This window comes from Mycolicibacterium madagascariense (assembly GCF_010729665.1).
Taxonomy (GTDB): Bacteria; Actinomycetota; Actinomycetes; order Mycobacteriales; family Mycobacteriaceae; genus Mycobacterium; species Mycobacterium madagascariense.
In genome coordinates this window covers 4,560,679-4,583,781 of sequence record NZ_AP022610.1, presented here as the reverse complement: position 1 = coordinate 4,583,781, position 23,103 = coordinate 4,560,679, and the positions used below count along the sequence as shown (strand labels likewise).

The following is a 23,103-nucleotide window of genomic DNA, read 5'->3' as shown; positions in this document are numbered from 1 at the left end:
TCGGAGGCCGAGGGTCATGCCCGACGCGAAGCGACCCGACCCGCGGCGGCGCGCACCTGCGTCCCGTCCGGGCAAGGGTGGCGGTCGCCCGCGTGGGGCATCCCCGATCCGGCGAGAACCGCGGGTGATCGAGCCGCGTCCGGCACCGGAGGCGGGCGCCGACGAGTTCGAGGACGACGACACCCCGACCGGCATCCTCCAGCCGATCCGGCAGTCGATCGCCGAGTCCGCCGAACAGCAGTCCGAACAACGGCTGGGGTCGGCGGCCCGCCGGGCGGCGATCCTCGCCGTCGTCGTGTGCGTGCTGACGCTCACCATCGCGGGGCCGGTGCGGACGTACTTCTCGCAGCGCACCGAGATCAAGCAGCTGGCCGACGCGCAGAGCCAATTGCGTTCGCAGATCGCCGATCTGCAGCAGCAGAAGATCAAGCTCGGCGATCCGGTGTACATCGCGGCGCAGGCGCGCGAGCGCCTCGGTTTCGTGATGCCCGGCGACATTCCCTACCAGGTGCAGCTGCCGCCGAGCGGTGAGGCCCCGGTCGCCGCGCCCGGCGTCGATCCCGCCAAGCCGCCCAGCGGGCAACCCTGGTACACCACGCTGTGGCACACCATTGCCGATGCGCCGCACGGGGTTTCGCAGATCCCGCAGGGTCTCGACGTGGCGCCTGCCCCGCCGGGGCCGCCGGGCCCGCCGCCCGCGCCGGAGTCTCCGCCGCCCCCTCCACCGCCGCCGCCCGGTGGTTGACCCCGCCGATCTCGACGCCGTCGCCCAGCAGCTGGGCCGTGAACCGCGCGGTGTCCTGGAGATCGCCTATCGCTGCCCCAACGGCCAGCCCGGCGTCGTGAAGACGGCGCCGAAACTGCCTGACGGAACGCCCTTTCCGACGTTGTACTACCTGACCCATCCCGCGCTGACCGCGGCTGCCAGCCGGCTGGAGTCCTCGGGCCTGATGCGCGAGATGACCGAGCGGCTGGCCGCAGACGAGGCCCTGGCGGCCGCCTACCGCCGGGCCCACGAGTCCTACCTCGCCGAGCGCGATGCCGTCGAACCGCTCGGCACCACGTTCTCCGGCGGCGGCATGCCCGACCGCGTCAAGTGTCTGCACGTCGTCATCGCGCACGCGTTGGCCAAGGGTCCCGGCGTGAACCCCTTCGGCGACGAGGCGCTCGCGGTGCTGGCCGACGAGCCCGCGATGGCCGGGATCATCGATCGAGAGGTGTGGGCATGACCCGAGTGGCGGCCGTCGACTGCGGGACGAACTCGATCCGGTTGCTGATCGCCGACGTCGAGGACGGGCGCGTGCGCGACGTGCACCGCGAGATGCGCATCGTGCGACTGGGCGAGGGCGTCGACGCCACCGGCCGGTTCGCCGAGGCCGCACTGGAGCGGACCCGCGCCGCGCTGGTCGACTACGCCGCGCTGCTGCGGGAGCACGAGGTGCCGACGGTCCGGATGGTGGCGACGTCGGCGACCCGCGACGCCGGCAACCGCGACGAGTTCTTCGCGATGACCGCCGACGTCCTCGGCGCCGCCGTGCCCGGCGCCGTCGCCGAGGTCATCACCGGCGCCGAGGAGGCCGAGCTGTCCTTCCGCGGCGCCATCGGTGAACTCGATTCCGCGGCAGCGCCTTTCGTGGTCGTCGACCTGGGTGGCGGGTCGACGGAGGTGGTGCTCGGCTCGACCGACGTGGACGGAGCCGCCCCGGCGGCGACCATGGGCTACGCGAGCCACTCGGCGAACATCGGCTGCGTGCGGCTCACCGAGCGGTGCCTGAGGTCCGACCCGCCGACGGCCGCCGAGATCGCCGATGCGCGCGCGGTGGTCCGCGACGCGCTCGCCGCGGCGTTCGCCGACGTGCCGGTGGAGCGGGCCAGGACGTGGGTCGGCGTGGCGGGCACCATGACCACGCTGGCGGCGCTGGCGATGAACCTCGTCGCCTACGACTCGGACGTCATCCATCTGTCGCGGGTCGGCTTCGGCGACCTGACGAGGGTGTGCGACGAGTTGCTGGCCATGACCCGCAGCCAGCGCGCGGCGCTGGGCCCGATGCACGAGGGCCGGGTCGACGTCATCGGCGGAGGCGCCATCGTCGTGCAGGAGCTGGCCCGCGCCCTGGGCGAGCGCGCGGGCATCGCCGAGTTGGTCGTCAGCGAGCACGACATCCTCGACGGCATCGTCCTGTCGATCGCCTGAGCGGGGCCCGACGGGTTTTGCGGGCCTCGGCCCGGGGTAAAGACTGCCTGCCCGAGAAGGCGTGGGCTCGTGAAGGGGAGGCAACACCGTGGCTGATCACAGCAATCGCACTGGCGACGATCCGACGTCGGAGTTCCTGGCCACCAGCGGGCTGCTCACCATGCTGGGGGCCGTCGTCGCCACCGTGATCGGCATCGTGGCCCTGGGCAACGGCGCCATCGCGACCGCGGGCACCCTCGGCGCCGTCGCGCTGCTCAGTTTCGTCGCCAGCCTCGCGTGCTTCGCCGCCGACAGCAACCGGTCCGAGGAAGCCCCGCTGCCGTTTCCGAGCTGGTTGCGCGCCGAGGCCGAACCGGCCGCCGAGGCCAGCTAGCGTCCGACCGCGGCGGGCCCCGTCACGATCGCAGGATCGGCGTCAACGCCTCCAGCACCCCAATGTCCTCGATGGTCGAGGGCACCGGCTCGTCGCGGCCGTCGGCGATCCCGCGCATCGTCTTGCGCAGGATCTTTCCCGATCGCGTCTTCGGTAGTGCCGCAACGACATCCACGCGTTTGAGGGCGGCGACCGCGCCGATGGTGTTGCGCACGGCCGAGACCAACTCGCCCACCAGCCCGTCGGCCGAGGCGCCCGACTTGAGCACGACGAAGCCGCGCGGCACCTGACCCTTGAGGTCGTCGGCGGCCCCGATGACGGCGCACTCCGCGACGGCCGGGTGCGTCGCCAGCACCGCCTCGATCGCGCCCGTCGAAAGTCGGTGTCCTGCAACGTTGATGACGTCGTCGGTGCGACCCATGACGAACAGGTAGCCGTCCTCGTCGAAATGACCCCCGTCACCCGACAGGTAGTAGCCGGGGAAGGCCGACAGGTAGGACGCGACGAAGCGCTCGTCGTCACCCCACAGCGTCGGCAGCGTGCCCGGGGGCAGCGGCAGCTTGACGCAGATCGAGCCCTCTTCCCCTGGCGCGCAATCGGTTCCGTCGGGTCGCAGCACGTGCACGTCGAAGCCGGGCATCGGCACGGTGGCCGAACCCGCCTTCAGCGGCATGGCCTCGACGCCCATCGGCGCGCCCGCGATCGCCCAGCCCGTCTCCGTCTGCCACCAGTGGTCGACGACGGGGATGCCCAGCTTCTCCACGGCCCAGTGGTAGGTGGCGGGGTCGAGCCGTTCGCCCGCCTGGAACAGGTAGCGCAGCCCCGAGAGATCGTGGCGGTCGAGGTGCGTGCCGTCGGGATCGTCCTTCTTGATGGCGCGGATCGCCGTCGGTGCCGAGAACAGCGCCTTGACCCCGTGTTCGGCGACGACGCGCCAGTACGCACCGGCATCGGGGGTGCCGACCGGCTTGCCCTCGTAGAGCAGCGTCGTCGCCCCGGCGAGCAGCGGGCCGTAGACGATGTAGGAGTGCCCGACGACCCAGCCGACGTCCGACGCGGTCCAGAAGACCTCGCCCGGCGCGACGTCGTAGAGGTGTCGCATGGTCCACAGCAGCGCGACCGCGTAGCCGCCGTTGTCGCGGACGATGCCCTTGGGCTTGCCCGTCGTGCCGGAGGTGTAGAGCACGTACAGCGGATCGGTCGCGGCCACGGGCACCGGGTCGACGGGCTGGGCGTCGGCCATCGCGTCGGTCCACGCCACGTCCCTGCCGGCGACGAGCTCGCACGGGGCCTGCTCGCGCTGCAGGACCACGCACGCCGGGGTGTCGTGGTCGGCGAGGTCGAGCGCGGCGTCGACGATGCTCTTGTAGTCGACGATGCGGGTGGGCTCGATGCCGCACGACGCCGTCACGATCGCCGCCGGGCGCGCGTCGTCGATGCGCGCGGCGAGTTCGTGCGCCGCGAACCCGCCGAACACCACTGAGTGCACGGCGCCGAGGCGGGCCGAGGCCAGCATCGCGATGACGGCCTCGGGCACCATCGGCAGGTAGATGACGACGCGGTCGCCCTTGCCGACGCCGAGACCGCGCAGGACGCCGGCGAAGCGCGCGGTCTCGTCGCGGAGTTGCCGGTAGGTGAAGGTGCGCTTGCCGTCCGTCAGGGGTGAGTCGTAGATCAGGGCGGCCTGATCGCCGCGGCCTGCGTCGACGTGGCGGTCGAGGGCGTTGGCGCACGTGTTCAGCTCCCCGTCGGGAAACCAGCGGTAGAACGGGGGGCGGGAGTCGTCGAGGATCGTCTGGGGCGCCCTGGTCCAGGTGACCGCCTGCGCTGCCTGCGCCCAGAACGTCTCGGGGTCGGCGATGCTGGCGTCGAACAGGTCGCGGTACCCGGGCATACCGGGGAGCGTAGCGGTTTCGGCGGTCCCATAGCCTGGACGTATGACTAGTTTTGCTCCCCCGATCGACGGGGTACGGCGGTCGTTCGTGCAGGCGCGTGGTGTGCGGTTCCACGTCACCGAATCCGGCCCGCAGGACGGTCGGCCGGTGCTCGCGCTACACGGCTGGCCGCAGCACCACTGGGTGTATCGGGATCTGCTCGCGAATCCGCCGCAGGGGTTGCGCATCATTGCTCCGGACCTGCCCGGCTACGGCTGGTCGGGACCCGCGCCGCACCGGTGGGCCAAGGACGACGTCGCCGACGACGTGCTGGCGCTGATGGACGCGCTCGGATTGGACCGGGTGCTGCTCGTCGGGCACGACTGGGGCGGGTTCGTCGGGTACCGCATGGTGCTCAAGGCGCCGGAGCGCTTCGACGGCTATCTGGTGATGAACATGGCCCATCCGTGGCAGACGCCCAGGACGATCCTGCCGCACTTCTGGCGGTTCCTGGCCTATCAGCCCTTCGTGGCGTCGATCGGGAGGTTCCTGCAGGAGCGGACGCCGTACCTGGAGCGGGTCGTCTTCGCCTTCGGTCCCAAGGCGCACCGAATCTCACCTGCCGATGCCCGCGTATATGCCGAGCGATTCCGCGACCCGGTGGTGGCCCGCACGGCGACCGACACCTACCGGACCTTCCTGCTGCACGAATTGCGTTCGCAGGCAAGGCAACCCGAGGTAAGACGGACATCCGTGCCGATCCGCGCGGTGTTCGGGATGGCCGACTTCGCGGTGCACCACTCGCTGGCGTCGCCGGCGACCGCGCGGGCCGACGACTACACCTTCGAACCCGTCGAGTCGGGACACTTCGTCATCGACGAACGCCCGGACGTCGTGCGCGCCCGCCTCGTCGCGCTGGCGGCCGAGACGGGTTAGCCCCGCGAGCGCGGTGCCGAGGACCGGGCGGATCCAGTCCCCCCTTCTGGACCCGCCCGTCCTAGCAAATATAGACACCACTGTTCATCGATCGCAATCGCTTTTCTTCCCAGCTGCCTACCTACAATGGATTCGGCCTGGCAAGCATCCAGGTGCGACGCGACGAAGGCATCAAGATCAGCACTCAACTCCGGCCGGGGCGGCAGCGGCTAAGCCGCGACGAGGTCAAGGACCATCAGCGCACGCGCATCCTCGGTGCGCTCGAGACTGCGATGTCAGCAAACGGCTACCACGACACCAGCGTGGCCGACATCATCAAGGCGGCCGGCGTCTCCCGGCAGACGTTCTACGAATTGTTCAGCTCCAAGCAGGACTGCTTCATGGCCGGGTGGGCCCGCAGGCAGCAGACGGTGATCGAGGCCGTCGCGGATACGTCCGCCAGCGCCGCACCCATGGAACGCTTCGCGACGCTGCTGCACGCCTACCTCACCGTGATGGCCACCAACCCCGCCCTGTCGCGGCTGTACCTGCTGGGCGTCTACGCCGCCGGCGCCGACGCGATGGTCGAACGGCTGACGATGCAGCGCCAGTTCGTCGCGGTGGTCGCCCACGTGCTCGACGCCCGCGGCGACGAGGACCGCTTCGCGTGCCGGGCGCTGGTCTCGGCCATCTCGACGCTGGTGACCAACGCCCTCGTCGACGACGATCCGCAGGCCCTGCTGGCGCTGTACGAGCCGCTCCTCGACGTCGCACGCCGCCTGCTGGTGCCGCGGTAGCCGCCTCACTGGGCGAATCGGTACCCCATGCCGGTCTCGGTGAGCAGATGCCTCGGGTGCGACGGGTCGTCCTCCAGCTTGCGACGCAGTTGGGCGAGGTACACCCGCAGGTAGTGGGTCTCCTTGGCGTAGGCGGGTCCCCACACCTCCCTGAGCAGCTCCTCGCGGCCGACGAGCTTGCCGCGGTTGCGGACCAGCACCTCCAACATGCCCCACTCGGTGGGCGTCAGGTGTACCTCGGCGCCCCGGCGGGTCACCTTCTTGCCGGCGAGGTCGACGGTGAACGCCGCGGTCTCCACGACGGGCTCGTCGGTCTCCACCGAGGCCGCGCCGCGACGCACCGCGGCCCGCAGGCGGGCCAGGAACTCGTCCATCCCGAACGGCTTGGTGACGTAGTCGTCGGCGCCGGCGTCGAGGGCCTCCACCTTGTCCGAGGAGTCGGTGCGCGCCGACAGCACGATGACCGGTGCGGTCAGCCACCCGCGCAGCCCCTCGAGCACCTCGATGCCGGACATGTCGGGCAGCCCGAGGTCGAGCACGACGACGTCCGGTTTGTGTTCGGCGGCGACGCGCAGGGCCTTCGCGCCGGTGTCCGCGGTCGTGACCTCGTATCCGCGGACCGAGAGGTTGATGCGCAGTGCGCGCAGGATCTGCGGCTCGTCGTCGATCACCAGTACGCGAGTCATGCTGCGGCCAAGTCGATCTCGACGGTCAGTCCGCCGCCGGGGGTGTCCGTGGCGGAGATGCTCCCCCCCATGGCGTCGACGAAGCCCTTGGCCACCGAGAGGCCGAGGCCGACGCCGGTGGTGTTGTCGTGGTCGCCGAGTCGCTGGAAGGGGGCGAACAGTTCGTCGACCAGATCGCGTCGCACGCCGGGGCCCTCGTCGATGACGCTGATCAGCACGCGGTCACCCACGCGACCGGCCGTCACCCGGACCATGCCGTCGCGCGCGTACCGCGTCGCATTGTCGACGACGTTGACCAGCACGCGTTCCAGCAGCCCGCCGTCGGCCAGCACCGCGGTGTCGCCGACGTCGACCTTGATGCGACCCAATTCCGTCGTCCCCCTTGGCAATCCGACGAGCGCGCGGTGCACGATCTCGTCGAGGTAGACCCGGCGCAATTCCGGGTGCACGACGCCGGCGGCTAGGCGTGAGGAGTCGAGCAGGTTGCCGACGAGCGCGGTCAACTGATCGATCGACTCCTCGACCGTCGCGAGCAGCTCGGCGGTGTCCTCCGGGGAGAATCCGACGTCGTCCGCGCGCAGGCTCGATACCGCTGCCTTCGCCCCGGCCAGCGGCGTGCGCAGGTCGTGGCTGACGGCGGACAGTAGCGAGCGGCGCAGTTCGTCGGCGCGGGCGATCGCCTCGGCGTGCCCGGCCTCGGCCAGCAGTTCGCGCTGGCGCACCAGACCGGCCGCCTGCGTGGCGACGGCCGTGAGCACCCGCCGGTCGCGGGCGGCCAGCTGCCGTCCGCCCATCAGCATCCAGAACTCGTCGTCGCCGACTTCGATTGCCGTGTCGGCGGATTGGACGTCCACGCAGGGATCGGTGCCGACGCTGGCGATGATCCGCCCGGTGCCGTCGCGTTCGCGCAGGATGCTCACTGCGCGTTGAGAATACGTCTCACGGACCCGTTCCAGGAGGGTGTCGAGGTCGGCGCCACGCAATACCGAGCCGGCGAACAGTGCCAGCAGCTCGGCCTCCTGCGACGCGCGCCTGGCCTCCCTGGTGCGCTTGGCCGCCCGGTCGACCAGTGCGGCCACCGCGGTCGCGACGAGCAGCAGCACCAGGACCGTGACGGCGCTGTCGGGATCGGCGATGGTGAAGCTGTGGCGGGGGGCCACCAGGAAGTAGTTCAGCAGCAGGCCCGACAGCATGGCCGAGGCCGCGGCGGGGACGACGCCCCCAAGCAGGGCCACCGCCACGACGCCCACGAAGAACAGCGCGCTCTCCCCGGCGATGCCGAGGAACCCGTCGAGGAACAGGGCCACCACGGCGCACGTCGCCGAGGGCACCGCCACCGCGGCGAGCCACGACGCAACCCGCTGCTCCCGGGCGGTCGGTTGCCACCCGGGCGCGCCCCCGGCCTGTTCGTGGGTGACGAGGTGGACGTCGATCGTGCCGGAGCGCTGCACCGTCGTCGCGCCGATGCCCTCGTCGAGGATGCGGGCCCAGCGGGACCGTCGCGACGTGCCGAGCACGAGCTGGGTGGCGTTCATCTCGCGGGCGAAGTCGAGCAGCGCGCCGGGCACGTCCTCGCCGGCCACGGTGTGCACGGTGGCGCCGAGGCTCGCGGCGAGCTCGCGGATCCTGCCCATCTGCGGAGCCGAGACCCCCGTCAGACCGTCCCCGCGAACGACGTGCACGACCATCAGTTCGGCACTGGATCGCGACGCGATGCGAAACGCCCTGCGCACCAACGTCTCCGACTCCGCGCCGCCGGTGACGGCGACCGCGACGCGCTCGCGGGCCTCCCAGGTGTCGCTGATCTCGTGGTCGGCGCGATACTTCGCGAGCGCGGCGTCGACCTGGTCCGCGAGCCACAGCAGCGCGAGTTCTCGCAGGGCCGTGAGATTGCCCTGGCGGAAGTAGTTGCTCAGCGCGGCGTCGATGCGTTCGGGGGCGTAGACGTTGCCGTGAGAGAGCCTGCGGCGCAACGCCTCCGGCGTGATGTCGATGAGCTCGATCTGATCCGCCCGGCGGACCACCTCGTCGGGCACCGTCTCCTGCTGGACGATGCCGGTGATCTTCGCGACGACGTCGTTGAGACTCTCGAGGTGCTGGACGTTGACGGTCGAGACGACGGTGATGCCGGCGTCGAGGAGCTCGTCGACGTCCTGCCAGCGCTTGGCGTTCTTCGAGCCGGGGGTGTTGGTGTGGGCGAGCTCGTCGACGAGGACCACCTCGGGCCGGCGCCGCAGGACGGCCTCGACGTCGAGCTCGGGGAACTGCGAGCCGCGGTAGGTGACCAGGTGCGGGGCGATCAGCTCGATGCCCTCGAGGAGTTCGGCGGTGCGCTTGCGGCCGTGGGTCTCCACGATCGCGGCGACGAGGTCGGTGCCGCGCTCCAGTCTGCGGTGGGCCTCGCCGAGCATCGCGAAGGTCTTTCCGACGCCCGGCGCCGCGCCGAGGTAGATGCGCAACTCACCCCGCTTGGCGGGTGACCTGGCGGGTGACGGCTGCGAACTCACCTAACCATCATCCACCCCCGCGCTCCCGCAGAGCGCCCTCTTGCCGTACCCCGGCGTGCATGTGGGTGGTGTCACTAGCTGGGACTATTGGTCCTCATTGCATTAGCTACGCCATTTCGACGTGCCTAGCTGTGAGCCTCGGTTTACACTTTTCGACGGGTACATCAATTAGTTAGCTACCTGCTTGAACGTCCTGACGGTGACGACCGTGGGCGGGGTCACATTCCGCATGTTTGCACGTCTTTGGCATTTTCCTGCACTTCTTCGCCGCGATTAGCCGCGTTGCTGCGAAATGGCAGTTCAGCGTGGGGAAGGTATTCAATGAAACGTCGCTGGTTCATTTCTTTGATGGTAGCGGTTGGCATGTCGTTCACGCTGCCGTCGGTGCACCCGGTCGTTGCGATCGCGGAGACCCGCATCGGCATCAACGGGGGTCGTCCGAGTACGTGGCCGTTCCTGCAGGGGGCGCTGGCCGGTCAGGGCCTGACACAGCAGGGGTGGCTGGACTTCGGCGCCCGGGTGGGGGAGAACTGGCTGCCGGGCACGACGGGCGTGGCGCTGGACTACCCGGCGCAGCTGGGGCCCATCTCCGGTCCGGGTGCGCTGTCCGGTGACGCGTCGACCGACATCGGGGCGCAGAAGCTCGACGCGATGATCAAGGACCTCTACGTCAAGGGGCAGCCCCTGGCCGTTGCGGGCCTCAGCGAGGGCACGCTGGTGATCGACCAGGAGTTGGTCGCGCTGCAGAACGACCCGAACGCCCCGGCCCCCGCCGACCTCACGTTCTACGTATTCGGCGACATGGCAAGGGGATTGGGCCACATGTACTTCAGTGGCATGACGGTGCCGTTCTTCGGCAAGACGTTCGGGCCGCTGCCCGACAGCCAGTACGACACGGTGGTGGTCAACGAGCAGTGGGACGGTTGGGCCAATCCGCCGGACCGGCCGTGGAACCTGCTTGCCGACGTGAACGCCGCCATGGGCGCGGTGTACACCTACAAGGGGTCCAACGACCATTCGCAGTCGTCGCTGGACAGCATGGCCGATGCGGTGCTGGTGTCCCAGACGACGAGTTCACGCGGCGGCGTCACCTCCACGTACATCGTTCCGCGCAAACAACTTCCGATCACCAAGCCCCTGCTGCAGCTCGGCGTTCCGCAGGCGACCGTCGATCAGATCGACGACCTGCTGCGGCCGCTGATCGCGACGGGCTACTCCAGCATGACCCCGCACCTGGGGCCCTACGTCGACGCTGGCAAGCTGGTGTGGACGCCCCCCAAGCCGAAGACGTTGCCCGCCAAGACTTCTGACGCCGCGACGGTCAGCGCGGTGCAGGCCTCGGCCGTGAAGTCTGAGGCAGTGAAGTCCGCGGCTGCGAAGTCGGACACCGCGAAGTCGGACGGTACAAAGCCCACCGCCGCCGCCAAGCCGGTCGCGAAGGTCGACGCCGCCAAGCCGTCAACCAAAGATGACGCCGCCAAGCCGACCACGAAGGATGACGACGCCGCCAAGCCGTCAACCAAAGATGACGCCGCCAAGCCGTCAACCAAAGATGACGCCGCCAAGCCGTCCACGAAGGATGACGACGCCGCCAAGCCGGCCAAGAAGCGCCAGACCACGCACGTCAAGGCTGCCGACGGAGCCGACTCCAGTGCCCAGTCCGGTGCCGACCAGGACACGGCCAAGCCGGCCAAGAAGCCCAAAGCGAAGAAGGCGGCCAAGGAGTCCAAGGCCGCGGCCAGCGCCGCTGCGTGACCGCCTGCACAGGCCACGTCCTTACTAGTCTTTGCCCGTCACGGCCGCGCTCATTGCTGGCGATCTGACGTTGCCGTAACTTCGCTGTCGATGACATCGACGGTGCGGCAGGTCGACGTGCTGCAGGCAGCTGTGGGTTCGCGCGCCTGCGGATCGCGCCGTGCTCGCCGCTGGCCCGTCGGCGAGCGCGTCCGTCGCCGGTGTCTGCCATGAACTCGGAGAAGACACCCCGCCGGATCGTGGATCCCCCTCGGGCGGCGCCTCATCCTGACGAGGAGGAGAAGCGTCGACTGAGGCTGCTCTTGAGCCGTCTGCCGGCGCTGATCGGATATTGGGACTGCGACCTCAGGAACGTGCTCGCCAATGATGCCTACGTCGACTACTTCGGTTTCACCCCGCAGCAGGCCCGCGGACGCCACATGCGGGAGGTCATCGGCGAGACGGTCTATGCCCTGAATTTGCCGTACATCCAGGGGGCGTTGTCTGGCGAAGAGCAGCTGTTCGAACGCACCCTCATCGACCGGCATGGCGTCACCCGGTACACCCAGGCGTCGTACCTGCCCGACATCGTCGATGGCGAGGTCAGGGGCTTCTACGTTCAGGTGACCGACGTGAGCGCCCGCGTCGAGGCCGAACGGGCGCGCGACGAGGCCATCCGGCTCTTCGAGATCAGCATGGCCAACGCTCCGTTCGGCAAGGTCGTCATGACCACCTCCGCGCGAATCCTGCAGATCAACCCGGCGCTGTGCACCATGCTCGGGTATGACGCAAAAGACTTGCTGGGCAGAGACTTTCGCGAGTTGATTCATCCCGAGGACCGTCCGTTCGCCGACATCGACCTCCGTCGATTGCAGGACCGTTCGGTGCAGCAGGTGTCCTCCGAACGCCGCTACCTTCGGTGTGATGGCACGACGATGTGGATGCAGCGCAACGCCGTGCTGGTGCCCGGCGCCTATGGCGGCGAGGACGTCGTCGTGGCGCAGTTTCAGGACGCGACGGCCCGCAGACACGCCGAGGCAGAGCTCGCCCGACTGGCGCTGACCGACCCGCTCACCGGGCTGCTGAACCGACACGCCTTCACCGAGCACGTCGATCAGTCACGCGACGCCCACCCCGACGCGCCGGCGGGCGTCGTCTTCATCGATCTCGACGGGTTCAAGTGCGTCAACGACACCCACGGACACGCCGCGGGGGACATGGTGCTCGTGCATGCCGCCAACGTGCTCAGGACGCGCGTCGAGGGCCGCCATTCGGCCTACCGGATGGGCGGTGACGAATTCGTGGTGCTGTGCCTGGACACCTCGGCGGAGGAGGTCGAGGCGCTGGCGGAGGCCATCCGCTACTCGCTGACCGGCACGTACCCGATCCAGGCGGGCCGGGTCGTCCTCAGCGCGTCGGTCGGTTGGACGCGTGGCGCCACCGACGACATCGACGCGCTGCTGCGCACCGCCGACGCCGACATGTACCGCCAGAAGCCCAAGCTGCGTAGAAAGGGCGACCGGGACGCGGTCGCGCCGCCGGAGGACGGGCCATACCGCGGCTGACTGCGTCATCATCTGATGACGGCGTCATCATTAGATGACGCGGCGCAATGTGATTGGTCCTCCGGACTGTCGCGGGCGCCTTCAGTAAGGTCGTCGCAGCCACTGCGGCGAGGAAGATGAGAGCAGCGGACGGGTCCAGCTAGCCGTCTGCGCTGCGAGCCCCCATAGCCCAATTGGCAGAGGCAGCGGACTTAAAATCCGCCAAGTGTCGGTTCGAGTCCGACTGGGGGCACGGGATGGGCACATGCCGGGTGGCAGCGGCGACCGGGCGGCTAGCTAATCCCGAGAGGCCGAGCGGCCACCGCGCGAGTCCCAGGGCATGGGTAGCGCACGAATGACCGTCTGCCTCTGACAGACGCGGTCTCGGCTATCCAATCTCAGATGCGAAAGCCCCTTGTGATCTAGACGACCATCTGGATATCGTCCCACTGCGCTGACGGGGGTGTCAGTTCACGATCAGCAAGGGGTGGAGTTTCATGAGGGTTCGGGCGGGTCTCTTTGCGCTCATTTTCGCTGGCTCGCTTATCGGTCTGGTTCAGGCCGCTAGTGCTCCGGCGACCGTAATCGCCTGCGGCGGCGGCACATACGAGAATTCAGACGGTATCTGCATTCCAGACCCGTCGGCTCCCGGTGGGGGAGGTAGCGATGGCGGTGCCATTCCCGCGGGAGTGACTGCAGTGTGCCGTGACGGCGACTACTCGTACAGCACGCATCATTCCGGGACGTGCTCGGGCCACGGCGGGGTCTCGCAATGGGTCACCAGCTGACCAGGCTGGCTATCAAAGCGACCGTGTGGCTCATGGGGACGGTGATCGTCGTACCGGCGGTGACCGTCGGTTCTCCGGCCGTCGCGAAGGCTTCGCCGGGCAACTGCTATGACGCCGTTACTCCCGATTGTGTGCGGCCTGGGACCGACGTCAACGGCTTCTTCGACTATCTCGAGCGCAACGGCGACAGCGTGGACACCGCCGACCTTCGGAACGCCAGTCTCGACATGGGTTGGGCCATCTGCAATGAGTTCGACGTAGGCATGACCAATCAGCAGGTGGGCCGGGACTTGATGCGCCACAACCACAGCGCCAGCGATGCGGCAGCGTGGGTAGTCGGATCGGTCACGTACATGTGTCCGGAATACAGCGACTCGATCGGTTGACCTTCCGCGTGACGGGACGTCGCACCCCAGCGCCTAGCAACCAACGATGCTCGACGACCTCGCGGCTCGCGTCCAAGGTCCCGCGGCGTCGAGAGCACCCGACCGGCCATCGCCAGTCCGGTTTCGGCACGGTTGGCGCCGTCGCGTCAAGACCCGGTGAACGACGCCGCCGGAACGACGACCGAAGCCCCTCGCGCTAAGCGCCCGACACTGCAGCCTCGTAGGCGTTATCGTGGACAAACGGTCCTGATTCGACCGCGGGGGAGGGGGAAGATCGTGGACGATGGGGCAGGGGTGACGGGGGTTGAAGAAGTTACCAAGCCGGTGGATCGGCGCTGGCTCTACGGCGGCGCCGCGCTGCTGACGCTCGTCGTCATCGTCGTGGCCGGGGTGGTGCTGCTGCCGGTGGTGACGGTGGTGCCCGGCACGGCCACAGCTAACCAAGCGGGCGTCGTCGCAGCCGCCGCCGACCGCAAGGCGGCCGAGGACGCGGCCGCAGCGAAGAAGGCCGCCGACGATGCGGCCGCAGCGCTCGCAGACACTGAGCTGACCACCAAGGACAGTATGCAGAAGTACGTCAGCGATCCAGACAACGGGTTGACGGACTACGGCCCGATCACGGTGTACGACGTCGTCCTGATCCAGGTCGGCCCGAACAGGTACGAGGGCGACGCCGAATGCGCACTCGGAGACGGCCCGCACAGACAGGTCGCGATACACGTCATCGCCGACGACCAGCACGTGCAGTGGTCGACGGACAAGGGCGGCATGGCGGTTCTACTGCCGGGTAGCTGAGCGCCACTCACGCGCAAGGACGATTACCGCGCCGAGAAGTCAGAGAATAACTTCTCGCCGAGGCGGGTCATCGAGGTTGGAGCCGAGGAACGGCGCGGGGGCGTCGAATCACCAACTGCGAGTGGTGATTCGGCGCCCCCGCCCCCGCCCCCGCCCCCGACCCCCTAGTCGTTGCCGCGGGCCGGCGGTTCGACCGCCACGCCACCGGACTCGTGTTCTGGGCCTGCCGCCGGGTGTTCGGCGGGCACGCGGTTGCGGAACCGCTGCGCCTCACTGTCGCCGGCGGGCCCTGCGGCGCGGTCGGGGCTGCGGTAGGGGCCTGGCTTCGAGCGCGGAGTCCCACCCGGGAACGCCAACCGAAAGATGGTGCGGTGCACCGTGAACCACTGCTTGCCGAACCGGCCGGAGTTGTAGGGGAGTTCGTAACGCTCGCAGATGTCCTTGACCTTCGGAGCGATCTCGGCGTAGCGGCTACTGGGCATGTCGGGGAAGAGGTGGTGCTCCACCTGGTATCCGAGGTTGCCGCTGATGACGTGGAACAACGGGCTGCCCTCGATGTTGGCCGCCCCCAACAGCTGACGGACGTACCAGCCGCCGCGGGTCTCGTTCTCCACTTCCTCCTGCGTGAAGGTGTACGCCTGGTCGGGGAAGTGCCCGCAGAAGATGATGGCGTGCGCCCACACGTTGCGAATGACGTTGGCGAGCGCATTGGCCCCGAGCGTCCGCAGGTAGGTGCTCTCGATGCCGGGCAGCAGGCGGTCCATCAGGTCGGCGGTGGCGCCGACGCGTGAGCGGCCCGAGATCCGCCGTAGCCGCTTGCCGATCCGCGACTGCTCCGGTTGGTCCAACCGGCCCCGTAGCGCCAACTGCACCAGCGCGAACGCACCCGCACTGATCAGCGGCCAACCGACGTAGTCCTTGACGATCTGCTGGCGTGCCTTGCCGCCGATCGCCTTGAAGTCCTCCTTGAGGTCGGCGAACGTCTTCTCGCCGCGGAGCAGGCCCTCGACGTCGGTGTCGTGCACCGCGACACCCCACTCGAACAGGATCGTCAGCAGGAAGTTGTAGAACGGCTGCCCGAGGTTGCTGGGACGCCACCGCTGATTGGGATCGATGCGCATGATCTCGTAGCCGAGATCCTTGTCCTTGCCCAGGATGTTCGTATACGTGTGGTGGATGTAGTTGTGAGAGTGCTTCCAGGACTTGGCACTCGAGGCGGTGTCCCAGTCCCACACGGAGGAGTGCACGTCCGGGTCGTTCATCCAGTCCCACTGCCCGTGCAGGATGTTGTGACCGAGCTCCATGTTCTCCAGGATCTTTGCCATGCTGAGGCAGGCGGTCCCGAGCAGCCACGGCGTGCGCCCGCGGGAGGCGAGCAGCAGCACGCGGCCGGCCACGATGATCTGGCGTTGCACCGAGATGACGGTCTTGATGTAGTGGCGATCGCGGTCGCCGAGTTCGGCGAACACCTCGTCGTGGATTGCGTCGAATTCCTTGGCGAGCTTCTCGAATTCCTGCTCGGTGAGTCGGGACAGTGGGCTCGGTGCGGTGATGGTCATGGTCTTCCCTTCGTCATAGTTCGAGTTCCACGTCGCCCTCGGCGGCGTGGATGCAGATGCGGATGTCCTGGCCGGTCGGCTCGGAGACCTCGCCGGAGCGCAGGTCGCGGACCTTGCCCGACTTGAGGACGCCGGTGCAGGTATGGCAGATCCCGATCCGGCAGCCGAAGGCCAGCTGCAGGCCCTCCTTCTCGCCGGCTTCGAGAATCGGTGTGTCACCGCCACATTCGGCGGTGGCGTCGCTGTCGAGGAAGGTGACCGTGCCGCCCTCACCGGCGCCGGCGTTGCCGCCGATCTTGGGCTGGAACCGCTCGTAGTGCAGCCGGTCCGGATCGCCGTCGTGCTTCCAGTGGTCGATGAGTTCGTCGAGCAACTCACCGGGGCCCGAGCAGAACGCCTCCCGCTCACGCCAATCCGGACACGCCTCGTCGAGTTCGGCGGCCGAGAAGCGTCCCCGTTCGGAGGTCAGCCGCACGTCGAGCCGCACCCCGTCGTGACGGCGTTCGAGGTCCTCGAGGGTGGACAGGAACATCACGTGATCGCGCGTGCGGTCGGAGTGCAGCACCACCGCGTCGGCGAGCGCGTCACGACGGTCCAGGCTGCGCAGCATGCTGATGATCGGGGTGATGCCGCTGCCCGCACTGATGAACAGCATCTTGCGGGGCAAGGGGTCGGGAAGGGTGAACTGACCCTCGATCTCCCCGAGCCGCACCACCTCGCCCGGCTGAATCTTCTCCACCAGGTACGGCGACACCACGCCGCTGTCGACCTTCTTCGGCGTGACGCTGATCAGGCCGTCATCGGGTTGCGGATCCGAGGTGAGCGAATAGGCCCGCCAGTGATACCTGCCGTCGATCACCAGCCCGAGCCGCACGTACTGCCCCGGCTGGTGACCGGGCCATTCGTAGCTAGGACGGATCAGCACGCTGGCGGCCTCCGAGCCTCGCGGCTCGACGCGTTCGACCTTGCCGCGCAGCTCCTTGGTCGTCCAGAGCGGGTTGATCATCTCCAGGTAGTCGTCGGGACGCAACGGCTTGAACAGGTTGCTGATTGCGCGGAGAAAGAGTCGACGCCCCCGTGGGACCGGCGGTTGAGCACCGCGTTCCGCCATCTCGTGATCCCTTCGACGTCGCCGGTAGAGTGTGAGCCGCACCACTGCGCCCGATGCGGGTGATTACCGCATTCGATCGGCTTGAAACATCGCTAGGGTCTGGCTCTATCGGTGTGTCAGCGGAAAGGATCGTCGCTATGCCGAGGCGCCGAGTCCGACGATCCAATCCCGTGCCGTCCGAGGTGGTGCACGCCGCGTTGCGCTCGGCGGAACGCCTCGGCCGCGACGTCGCCGACGTGCCGATCGTCGCCGTCGCCCACGCCCTCGGCGTCTCGCGCAGCACGCTGCTGCGGCAACTGGGCGGCTCACGAGCGGCGCTGGACGACGCCGTCCGCGACCTCGGCGTCGATCCCGGCGGTCGGCCGCCGGTCCGGCTGCGTGCCGTCGACGCGGCGGCTGCGCTCATCGGTGCGGGTGGCGTCGCGGCGGCGACGCTGGAAGCCGTTGCGGCGCGGGCGGATTGCTCGATGCCAAGCCTGTACGCCACCTTCGGCAGTCGCGATGCCCTCCTCGAAGCCGTCTACGACCGCTACATACCGCCCCTCGACGTCACGACGCTACTCGGCGATCCGACGGCCACCGGGCTGCGCGAGACGGTGCGTCGGGTCTATCGCGGGCTCGCCGAACTCTGCTCGCGGGAACCGCGCGTGCTCTCGGCCGTGCTGACCGAGACGCTGGCCCGGCCCGCTGGACCCGGCGCCGGGGTCCTCATCGAGCACGGGGCGCTGCGGATGATCGCCATCATCGGCGCATGGCTCGACGACGAGGTGAAGGGCGGTCGCCTGCGCGACCTTCCGGGTCCGGTGTTGATCCAGCAGTTCATCAGCCCCGTGCTGGTGCACACCGTCATGCGGCCGGGCCTATCGAACTTCCCGCACGTGACGCTGTTGGATCTCGATGCCAGCTGCGACCTCTTCGCCGACGCCTTCCTCGGCGGGGCAGCCGTGCCCGAGACGCCTGGGGCGTGAGGCGGCTGGCAGCTGGCCGGTGGCGCGTGACATGCGCCCGGCGGCGTCGTGGTCGATGAGCAGTCGTCGGGTGTCGTGCTACGCCGTGCTGGGCGCCGCCGATCGCCATGCTGCGGCGGCGAGGAGTTCGGGGACCAGCACTTCGGTGAGCAACCGGACGTCGTCGTCGGTGTCGCCGGGGTACCGCAGTACTTCCCGTGCGCCCGCGACGTCGGCCCCGACCCCGACGACGGTGCTGCCGCGCGCCGTGGTCCACTCCGCCAGCTGGGTCTCCCATGGCGAACCTGCGAAGACGAGCAGTCGGTAGTCGGTCGTCTTGGTCAGGTACACGTCGACGTGGCTCCAGTCACCCGTCTCGCAGCCGACCGCAGGCAGGCGTGGGCACTCGCGCAACATGAGCGCCCCCTGCTGGGCCGAGCTGAAACGGTGGGCGGGTGCGGCCAGGTGGGTGCCGGACGGACCCAGGAGGAGTTCGGAAAGTTGTGGCCGCCAATCACTTTCAGTGTCTAGGAGGTAAGCCGATGCCGCTGCTGCCGCGGCGACCGTCTCGGCCAGCGCCGCCGTACTCGACCCCGTGAGGTGGCACTCCAGCGCCAGCAGCATGGCGAGCGTGTGCTGGTAGCTGCGGCACGCGACACCGCCTGCCTCGGGCTTGGCGCCCATGTCCACGACGGCGTCGCACCGCTCGGTGATCGCGGAGGCCGTGGTGTTGGTCAGGGCGACGGTGGGGGTCGTCCCCTCGAGGCGGTCGAGGGCGTCGAGGGTCTCGACGGACCCGCCGCTCGCCGAGGTCGCCACGACGGTGGTGCGTGCGCCCCATCGTGGAAGCAGTTGCGACGAAGCCAGTTCCGAGGTCGCGATCAGCCCGCGGGACCGCATCCGCGCCGCCGCGACACCACCCGCGTAGGCCGAGGAGCCCATGCCGATCAGCACCACGCGCTCGGTGTCGGCCGGGACCGCCTCGGCCCACGGGTTGCCTGCACTCAACGCGGCGGCGAGGCGACGCAGGACCTCGGGCTTGCGGTGCAGGTCGGCGGCGAAGGCGTCGGGATTCACCGGGCCACTCCCTCGTCGAGCACGGCGGGCAGCGCGGCGTCGGCGACGTACCCCCACCGCGGGAGATGCCGAACGGCATAGATGATCTCGCGTAGTACCTGCTGTAGACGGAAGGGGCGCAACAGTTCTGGTCGGTACAGTTCGTCGTGGCCGAGTGCATGGAGCCGCTGCGCGTACGCGCCCAGGAAGGCCGCCCGTCCCGACGCGTCGACGTCGGCGAGCATGGCGGGGTCGAGGTGGGCGTACTTCGCCGCAACGATCGCCGCGTGCGCAAGCGACTGCGCCATGCCTGCGACGTCGAGTGCGGCGGGAACGGGCGACATCCGCTCCTGCGCCGTGAGCACGGGGTTGCCGTCGAAGTCCGTCACTGCGAACCGTCCGCCGCTGAGCAGCACCTGCCCGACGTGCAGATCCCCGTGGCCCTCGAGGACGGGCGTGCCGTCGGCGGCGCCGACGTCGTCGAGGATGGCCGCAATCTCGTCTCGCCGCGCCCGCGCGCACCGAACGCTCGCGACGTCGTCGAGGGCGCAGACGACGTTCAGGGCGTCGAGCGCGTCACCCCGCCATCGCCGGGCGTCGGATGGCGACGCGACGGTGGCGGTGCCGGACAGCGCGCCGTGCAGCTCGGCGATCACCGTGCCGACGGCGGCGGCGGCGTCGAGAAACGGTGTCACGGTGCCGGTCTGCACGGCCGCGGTGATGAGGTCCACGGCCCAGGACCACCCGTCGACCGCTCCGGGCAGATACTCGTCGACGCTGGCCACCATCGTCTGCACGCCGCTCGGGGACCGCCACGTGACGAGACCCCACGGTGTCGGCATCCCGGTGAAGCCGGCGTCGCGCAGGACGGCGATCCGGCGCGGCGCCGGGTGCGGACCCTCCTGCAGGTGGGTTGCCCATTTGACCACGGCGAGTTCGCCCACGACGACCGACTCGTTGGTCTGGTCGACGCCGATCGCCCTCTCGCCGAACGCCTTCCGCGTCACCCACGACGTCACCGTAAAGTTGCCCAACTGTCCCGAACCGCGAGCCAGCACGTCGAGCAGGGCCTCGGCCACACCGTCGCCGGCCAGGGCGCGCCGCCAGCGGCCGTCCGCGTCGCGCACCTCGGGCAGCGCCGCCAGCCCGGCACCGACGATCACGAGGCGCGTGCCGTCGGTGAGATCGAGCGCGTCAGACAACCGAGTCTCGGTGCTGGGCGCCCACCCGCTCGATGACGTCGGCACCGACGCGCAGGCCGTCGCGATCGCGGATGGCGCTCCCGATCTCGTCGAGCGTGGCGCGCAGCTCGGCGTTGGCGAGCAGCCGATCCACGGCGTCGGTCAACTCCGCGTCGGTGAATGCGTAGGTGTCCAACCGCACGCCGAACCCGAGTTCGTCGATGCGCTGGGCATTTTCGTACTGGTCCCAGAACAGCGGCAGTACGATCATCGGCTTGCCGAAGTGCAGGGCCTCGGTGGTGGTGTTGTTGCCGCCGTGGGTGATGACGAGATCGACCTGGGGGATGACCTTTGTCTGCGGCAGCATCTGAGCACCGATCATGTTGTCCGGCAGGGTGATCCGATCCGCTTGCGGCCCCTTGCTCACGATGAAGCGGTGACGGGTCCTGCCCAGCACGTCGACCAGCCTCCGCATGAGCTCCACGTCGGCCCCACCGAGGGAGCCGAGGGACAGGTAGATCAACGCGCTGCCCTCGGGGCGTTCGGCAACCTGGGGCGGCACGACGAAGTCCTCGTCGGTCTCGCGGACGCTGGAGTCCATCCGGGTCCAGGTGTCGTCGAGCGGACGCTCGTCGACGTAGTCGGCCTCGGCCGGATACACGTAGAGATTCGCGGCGTTGGCGCGCGGCATGAACTCCAGCTCGGGCAGACCGTCGGCCCCCTGATCGCGAACCCAGGCGTCGAACTCGGCCCACGTGGCGCGGTGGGTGCGGTCGAACTCCGCACGGTAGGCCGCCCAGTCCGAGCGGTCGGCACTCGGGAGCCCCGAGAAGGGCGGAGGCACACCGGGACCTGGCACCTCGAGCGGACTGCAGGAGACGATCCTGACGAACGGCGCCCCGGAGGTCACCAGCGCGGGAAAGAGCACGACGTTGTCCTCGACGATGACGTCGGGTCGGTGGGTGGCGATGATCTCGCGCAGCCGCGGTTCGCAATACTTCGCGCCGTCGACGAGGGCCTGGTAGGTCGGTTGGACGAACGACGCCAGCTGGTCGATGGTGGGTTTGCGAAACTCCGGCGCCGTCTCGGTGATGAAGTCGGTCCAGAACTTGCCGGCATCCTGCTCTACGTCTGTGGCAGGCGCGGGATCGGCGAGATCGACCAGCTCCTCGACGAATCCGAGGGGGGCGAGCTTGCCCGCCCAGGAGCTCTCGGCCGCGAAGACGATCGTGTGCCCGCGGTCGCGCAGGATCGCCGCGAGCCCGATGCATTGATTGGTCGGGCCGTACGCCGACTCGGGCCAGAACATGATCGTCAGCGGTGTCGGCGTCTGCATGAGGGGACGATACTGCCATTCAGCGCGCGGTCGAGTACACCGTCTCGTCGGTGCCGAACCGCACCCCGGTGGCGTCCCTACCGAAGAACGTCAGCACCGCGACAGCGACGAGCACCGGAACGATGGTGGCGGTCAACGCGAAGGGATAGGAGTGCGTCGCCGCCAGGTGCTCCTGGATGGGAAGGTTGAACGCCGCCAACAGGTTTCCCAGCTGATAGGTGACCCCGGGATAGAAGCCGCGGATCGCGTCGGGCGACATCTCGGTGAGGTGCGCGGGGATCGCGCCCCAGGCGCCCTGCACGGCCACCTGCATCAGGAACGAGCCGAGGCACAGCATCGCGGCCGTATGGGAGAAGGCGAACAGCGGCACGATGGGCAGCCCCAGCAGAGCGCAGAAGACGATCGTGTACCTGCGGCCGAAGCGCTCGGAGAGTCCGCCGAACAGCAGCCCGCCGATGATGGCGCCGACGTTGTAGATGACCGCGATCAATTTGGCCGTCTCGCTGGACAGGCCCGCTCCGCCGCTGTGGTGAGCCTGCAGGAACGTCGGATACACGTCCTGCGTGCCGTGGCTCATCCAGTTGAACGCCGTCATGAGGATCACCAGGTAGACGAACCGCCGCACGACCGCCGGATTCAGCAGGACGTCGCGAATCCTGGTGTGATTCACGCGCATTCGATCCTGCGCAGCCTCCCACACCTCGGACTCCTTGACCCGCGACCGGATGATGAGGCTGATCAGGGCGGGCACGATCGACAGCCCGAACAGCCAGCGCCAGGACAGCCCGAGCCAGTCGATCACCAGGAGCGAGGCCACCGTCGCCAGCAGGTAGCCCATCGAGTAACCCGCCTGCAGCACACCGGAGAAGAAGCCGCGCCGCGCCGCGGGGATCTTCTCCATCGCCAGTGCCGCGCCGAGCCCCCACTCCCCACCCATGCCGATGCCGTACAGCAGTCGCAGCACGATGAGCACCGTGAAGTTCGGCGCGAAGGCGCACAGGAAGCCGACCGTCGAATAGAACAGGACGTCGACGATGAGCGGGATCCGTCGCCCCACCCGGTCGGCCCACAACCCGAACAGCAGTGCGCCGACGGGCCGCATGAACAGCGTGGCGGTGGTGAGGAACGCGACCTCGGTGGTCGACACGTGGAACGTCTTGGCGATGTCGGCGTAGACCAGGACCACGATGAAGTAGTCGAATGCGTCCATGGTCCAACCGAGTTGGGCCGCGACGAACGAGTTTCGCTGGTCTGACGTCAACTTCGTTCGCGGCATCGCTTCAGTTTCCCCGTTGATTTCCCCTTTGATCGCCAAGAGCC

General features: G+C 68.9%; 22 protein-coding genes and 1 tRNA gene. 13 read left to right on the top strand and 10 right to left on the bottom strand.

The genetic code is table 11. From position 1 onward, the window contains the following. Window positions 1–16 precede the first annotated feature (16 nt). From G6N60_RS21595 to G6N60_RS21580, 4 genes are all read left to right on the top strand, one after another. Window positions 17–745: an FtsB family cell division protein gene (locus G6N60_RS21595; RefSeq protein ID WP_163741115.1), complete on the top strand. Its 729-nt coding sequence runs from the start codon at window positions 17–19 to the stop codon at window positions 743–745. Further along, window positions 738–1,229, top strand: a complete 492-nt coding sequence (locus tag G6N60_RS21590) for a DUF501 domain-containing protein (protein ID WP_163741113.1) — start codon at window positions 738–740, stop codon at window positions 1,227–1,229. Before G6N60_RS21595 ends, G6N60_RS21590 begins: the two co-directional genes overlap by 8 nt. Beyond that, window positions 1,226–2,194 (top strand): Ppx/GppA phosphatase family protein, encoded by a 969-nt coding sequence (locus G6N60_RS21585; RefSeq protein ID WP_163741111.1) that lies wholly within the window; start codon window positions 1,226–1,228, stop codon window positions 2,192–2,194. Before G6N60_RS21590 ends, G6N60_RS21585 begins: the two co-directional genes overlap by 4 nt. Before the next feature lie 88 nt (window positions 2,195–2,282). Next, window positions 2,283–2,567, top strand: a complete 285-nt coding sequence (locus G6N60_RS21580) for a hypothetical protein (protein WP_163741109.1) — start codon at window positions 2,283–2,285, stop codon at window positions 2,565–2,567. Between the two features lie 22 nt (window positions 2,568–2,589). Here G6N60_RS21580 and G6N60_RS21575 read toward each other — a convergent pair whose 3' ends face one another. Beyond that, the gene (locus G6N60_RS21575) at window positions 2,590–4,461 is read right to left on the bottom strand and encodes a propionyl-CoA synthetase (protein ID WP_163741106.1); all 1,872 of its coding nucleotides are present in this window, start codon (window positions 4,459–4,461) and stop codon (window positions 2,590–2,592) included. A 43-nt stretch (window positions 4,462–4,504) separates the two neighbouring features. Here G6N60_RS21575 and G6N60_RS21570 point away from each other — a divergent pair, with 43 nt between their 5' ends. Both G6N60_RS21570 and G6N60_RS21565 read left to right on the top strand, forming a co-directional pair. Then, a complete protein-coding gene (locus G6N60_RS21570; RefSeq protein ID WP_163741104.1) occupies window positions 4,505–5,377 on the top strand; it encodes an alpha/beta fold hydrolase in 873 nt (290 codons plus the stop codon). Window positions 5,378–5,529: 152 nt separating this feature from the next. Further along, window positions 5,530–6,153 (top strand): TetR/AcrR family transcriptional regulator, encoded by a 624-nt coding sequence (locus G6N60_RS21565; protein ID WP_246240895.1) that lies wholly within the window; start codon window positions 5,530–5,532, stop codon window positions 6,151–6,153. Between the two features lie 5 nt (window positions 6,154–6,158). Here G6N60_RS21565 and G6N60_RS21560 read toward each other — a convergent pair whose 3' ends face one another. The 3 genes from G6N60_RS21560 to G6N60_RS21550 all read right to left on the bottom strand — a co-directional run bounded on the left by G6N60_RS21560 (window position 6,159) and on the right by G6N60_RS21550 (window position 9,720). Beyond that, window positions 6,159–6,839, bottom strand: coding sequence for a response regulator (locus G6N60_RS21560; RefSeq protein ID WP_163741102.1), 681 nt, complete (start codon window positions 6,837–6,839; stop codon window positions 6,159–6,161). Beyond that, window positions 6,836–9,346: a DUF4118 domain-containing protein gene (locus G6N60_RS21555; RefSeq protein WP_163741099.1), complete on the bottom strand. Its 2,511-nt coding sequence runs from the start codon at window positions 9,344–9,346 to the stop codon at window positions 6,836–6,838. Before G6N60_RS21555 ends, G6N60_RS21560 begins: the two co-directional genes overlap by 4 nt. A 218-nt stretch (window positions 9,347–9,564) precedes the next feature. Next, complete coding sequence (locus G6N60_RS21550; RefSeq protein ID WP_163741097.1) at window positions 9,565–9,720, bottom strand: hypothetical protein; 156 nt, start codon at window positions 9,718–9,720, stop codon at window positions 9,565–9,567. Window positions 9,721–9,730: 10 nt separating this feature from the next. Between G6N60_RS21550 and G6N60_RS21545 the strand changes: the two genes are divergently transcribed. From G6N60_RS21545 to G6N60_RS21520, 6 genes are all read left to right on the top strand, one after another. Beyond that, window positions 9,731–11,101 (top strand): PE-PPE domain-containing protein, encoded by a 1,371-nt coding sequence (locus tag G6N60_RS21545; protein ID WP_163741095.1) that lies wholly within the window; start codon window positions 9,731–9,733, stop codon window positions 11,099–11,101. 209 nt (window positions 11,102–11,310) lie between these two features. Continuing rightward, a complete protein-coding gene (locus G6N60_RS21540) occupies window positions 11,311–12,645 on the top strand; it encodes a sensor domain-containing diguanylate cyclase (protein WP_263992189.1) in 1,335 nt (444 codons plus the stop codon). A gap of 158 nt (window positions 12,646–12,803) precedes the next feature. Continuing rightward, window positions 12,804–12,877, top strand: a tRNA-Leu gene (locus G6N60_RS21535). A gap of 244 nt (window positions 12,878–13,121) precedes the next feature. Further along, window positions 13,122–13,412 carry a DUF3761 domain-containing protein gene (locus G6N60_RS21530; protein ID WP_163741083.1) on the top strand — a complete coding sequence of 97 codons (291 nt, stop codon included), beginning with the start codon at window positions 13,122–13,124 and terminating at the stop codon, window positions 13,410–13,412. 32 nt (window positions 13,413–13,444) lie between these two features. After that, on the top strand, window positions 13,445–13,798 hold the full coding sequence (locus G6N60_RS21525) for a DUF732 domain-containing protein (protein ID WP_163741081.1): 354 nt from the start codon (window positions 13,445–13,447) through the stop codon (window positions 13,796–13,798). Window positions 13,799–14,122: 324 nt separating this feature from the next. Further along, a complete protein-coding gene (locus tag G6N60_RS21520; protein ID WP_163741080.1) occupies window positions 14,123–14,593 on the top strand; it encodes a hypothetical protein in 471 nt (156 codons plus the stop codon). Between the two features lie 164 nt (window positions 14,594–14,757). Here G6N60_RS21520 and G6N60_RS21515 read toward each other — a convergent pair whose 3' ends face one another. Beyond that, window positions 14,758–16,152, bottom strand: coding sequence for a fatty acid desaturase family protein (locus tag G6N60_RS21515; RefSeq protein ID WP_163741078.1), 1,395 nt, complete (start codon window positions 16,150–16,152; stop codon window positions 14,758–14,760). Window positions 16,153–16,165: 13 nt separating this feature from the next. Further along, window positions 16,166–17,263 carry a ferredoxin reductase gene (locus tag G6N60_RS21510; RefSeq protein ID WP_163741076.1) on the bottom strand — a complete coding sequence of 366 codons (1,098 nt, stop codon included), beginning with the start codon at window positions 17,261–17,263 and terminating at the stop codon, window positions 16,166–16,168. 170 nt (window positions 17,264–17,433) lie between these two features. Here G6N60_RS21510 and G6N60_RS21505 point away from each other — a divergent pair, with 170 nt between their 5' ends. Beyond that, entirely contained in the window at window positions 17,434–18,231 is a 798-nt protein-coding gene (locus G6N60_RS21505; RefSeq protein WP_163741074.1) for a TetR/AcrR family transcriptional regulator, read from the top strand. A 78-nt stretch (window positions 18,232–18,309) separates the two neighbouring features. Here the strand turns inward: G6N60_RS21505 and G6N60_RS21500 are convergent, their stop codons facing one another. Genes G6N60_RS21500 through G6N60_RS21485 form a run of 4 tightly spaced genes read right to left on the bottom strand, consistent with a single transcriptional unit; the run spans window position 18,310 to window position 23,059 of the window. Continuing rightward, complete coding sequence (locus G6N60_RS21500; RefSeq protein WP_163741072.1) at window positions 18,310–19,287, bottom strand: SIS domain-containing protein; 978 nt, start codon at window positions 19,285–19,287, stop codon at window positions 18,310–18,312. Beyond that, on the bottom strand, window positions 19,284–20,468 hold the full coding sequence (locus tag G6N60_RS21495) for a glucosamine kinase (protein ID WP_163741070.1): 1,185 nt from the start codon (window positions 20,466–20,468) through the stop codon (window positions 19,284–19,286). The genes G6N60_RS21500 and G6N60_RS21495 overlap by 4 nt, the downstream gene beginning before the upstream one ends. Next, window positions 20,461–21,783 carry a nucleotide disphospho-sugar-binding domain-containing protein gene (locus tag G6N60_RS21490; RefSeq protein WP_163741067.1) on the bottom strand — a complete coding sequence of 441 codons (1,323 nt, stop codon included), beginning with the start codon at window positions 21,781–21,783 and terminating at the stop codon, window positions 20,461–20,463. The genes G6N60_RS21495 and G6N60_RS21490 overlap by 8 nt, the downstream gene beginning before the upstream one ends. Window positions 21,784–21,802: 19 nt before the next feature. Next, on the bottom strand, window positions 21,803–23,059 hold the full coding sequence (locus G6N60_RS21485; RefSeq protein ID WP_163741065.1) for an MFS transporter: 1,257 nt from the start codon (window positions 23,057–23,059) through the stop codon (window positions 21,803–21,805). Window positions 23,060–23,103 lie beyond the last annotated feature (44 nt).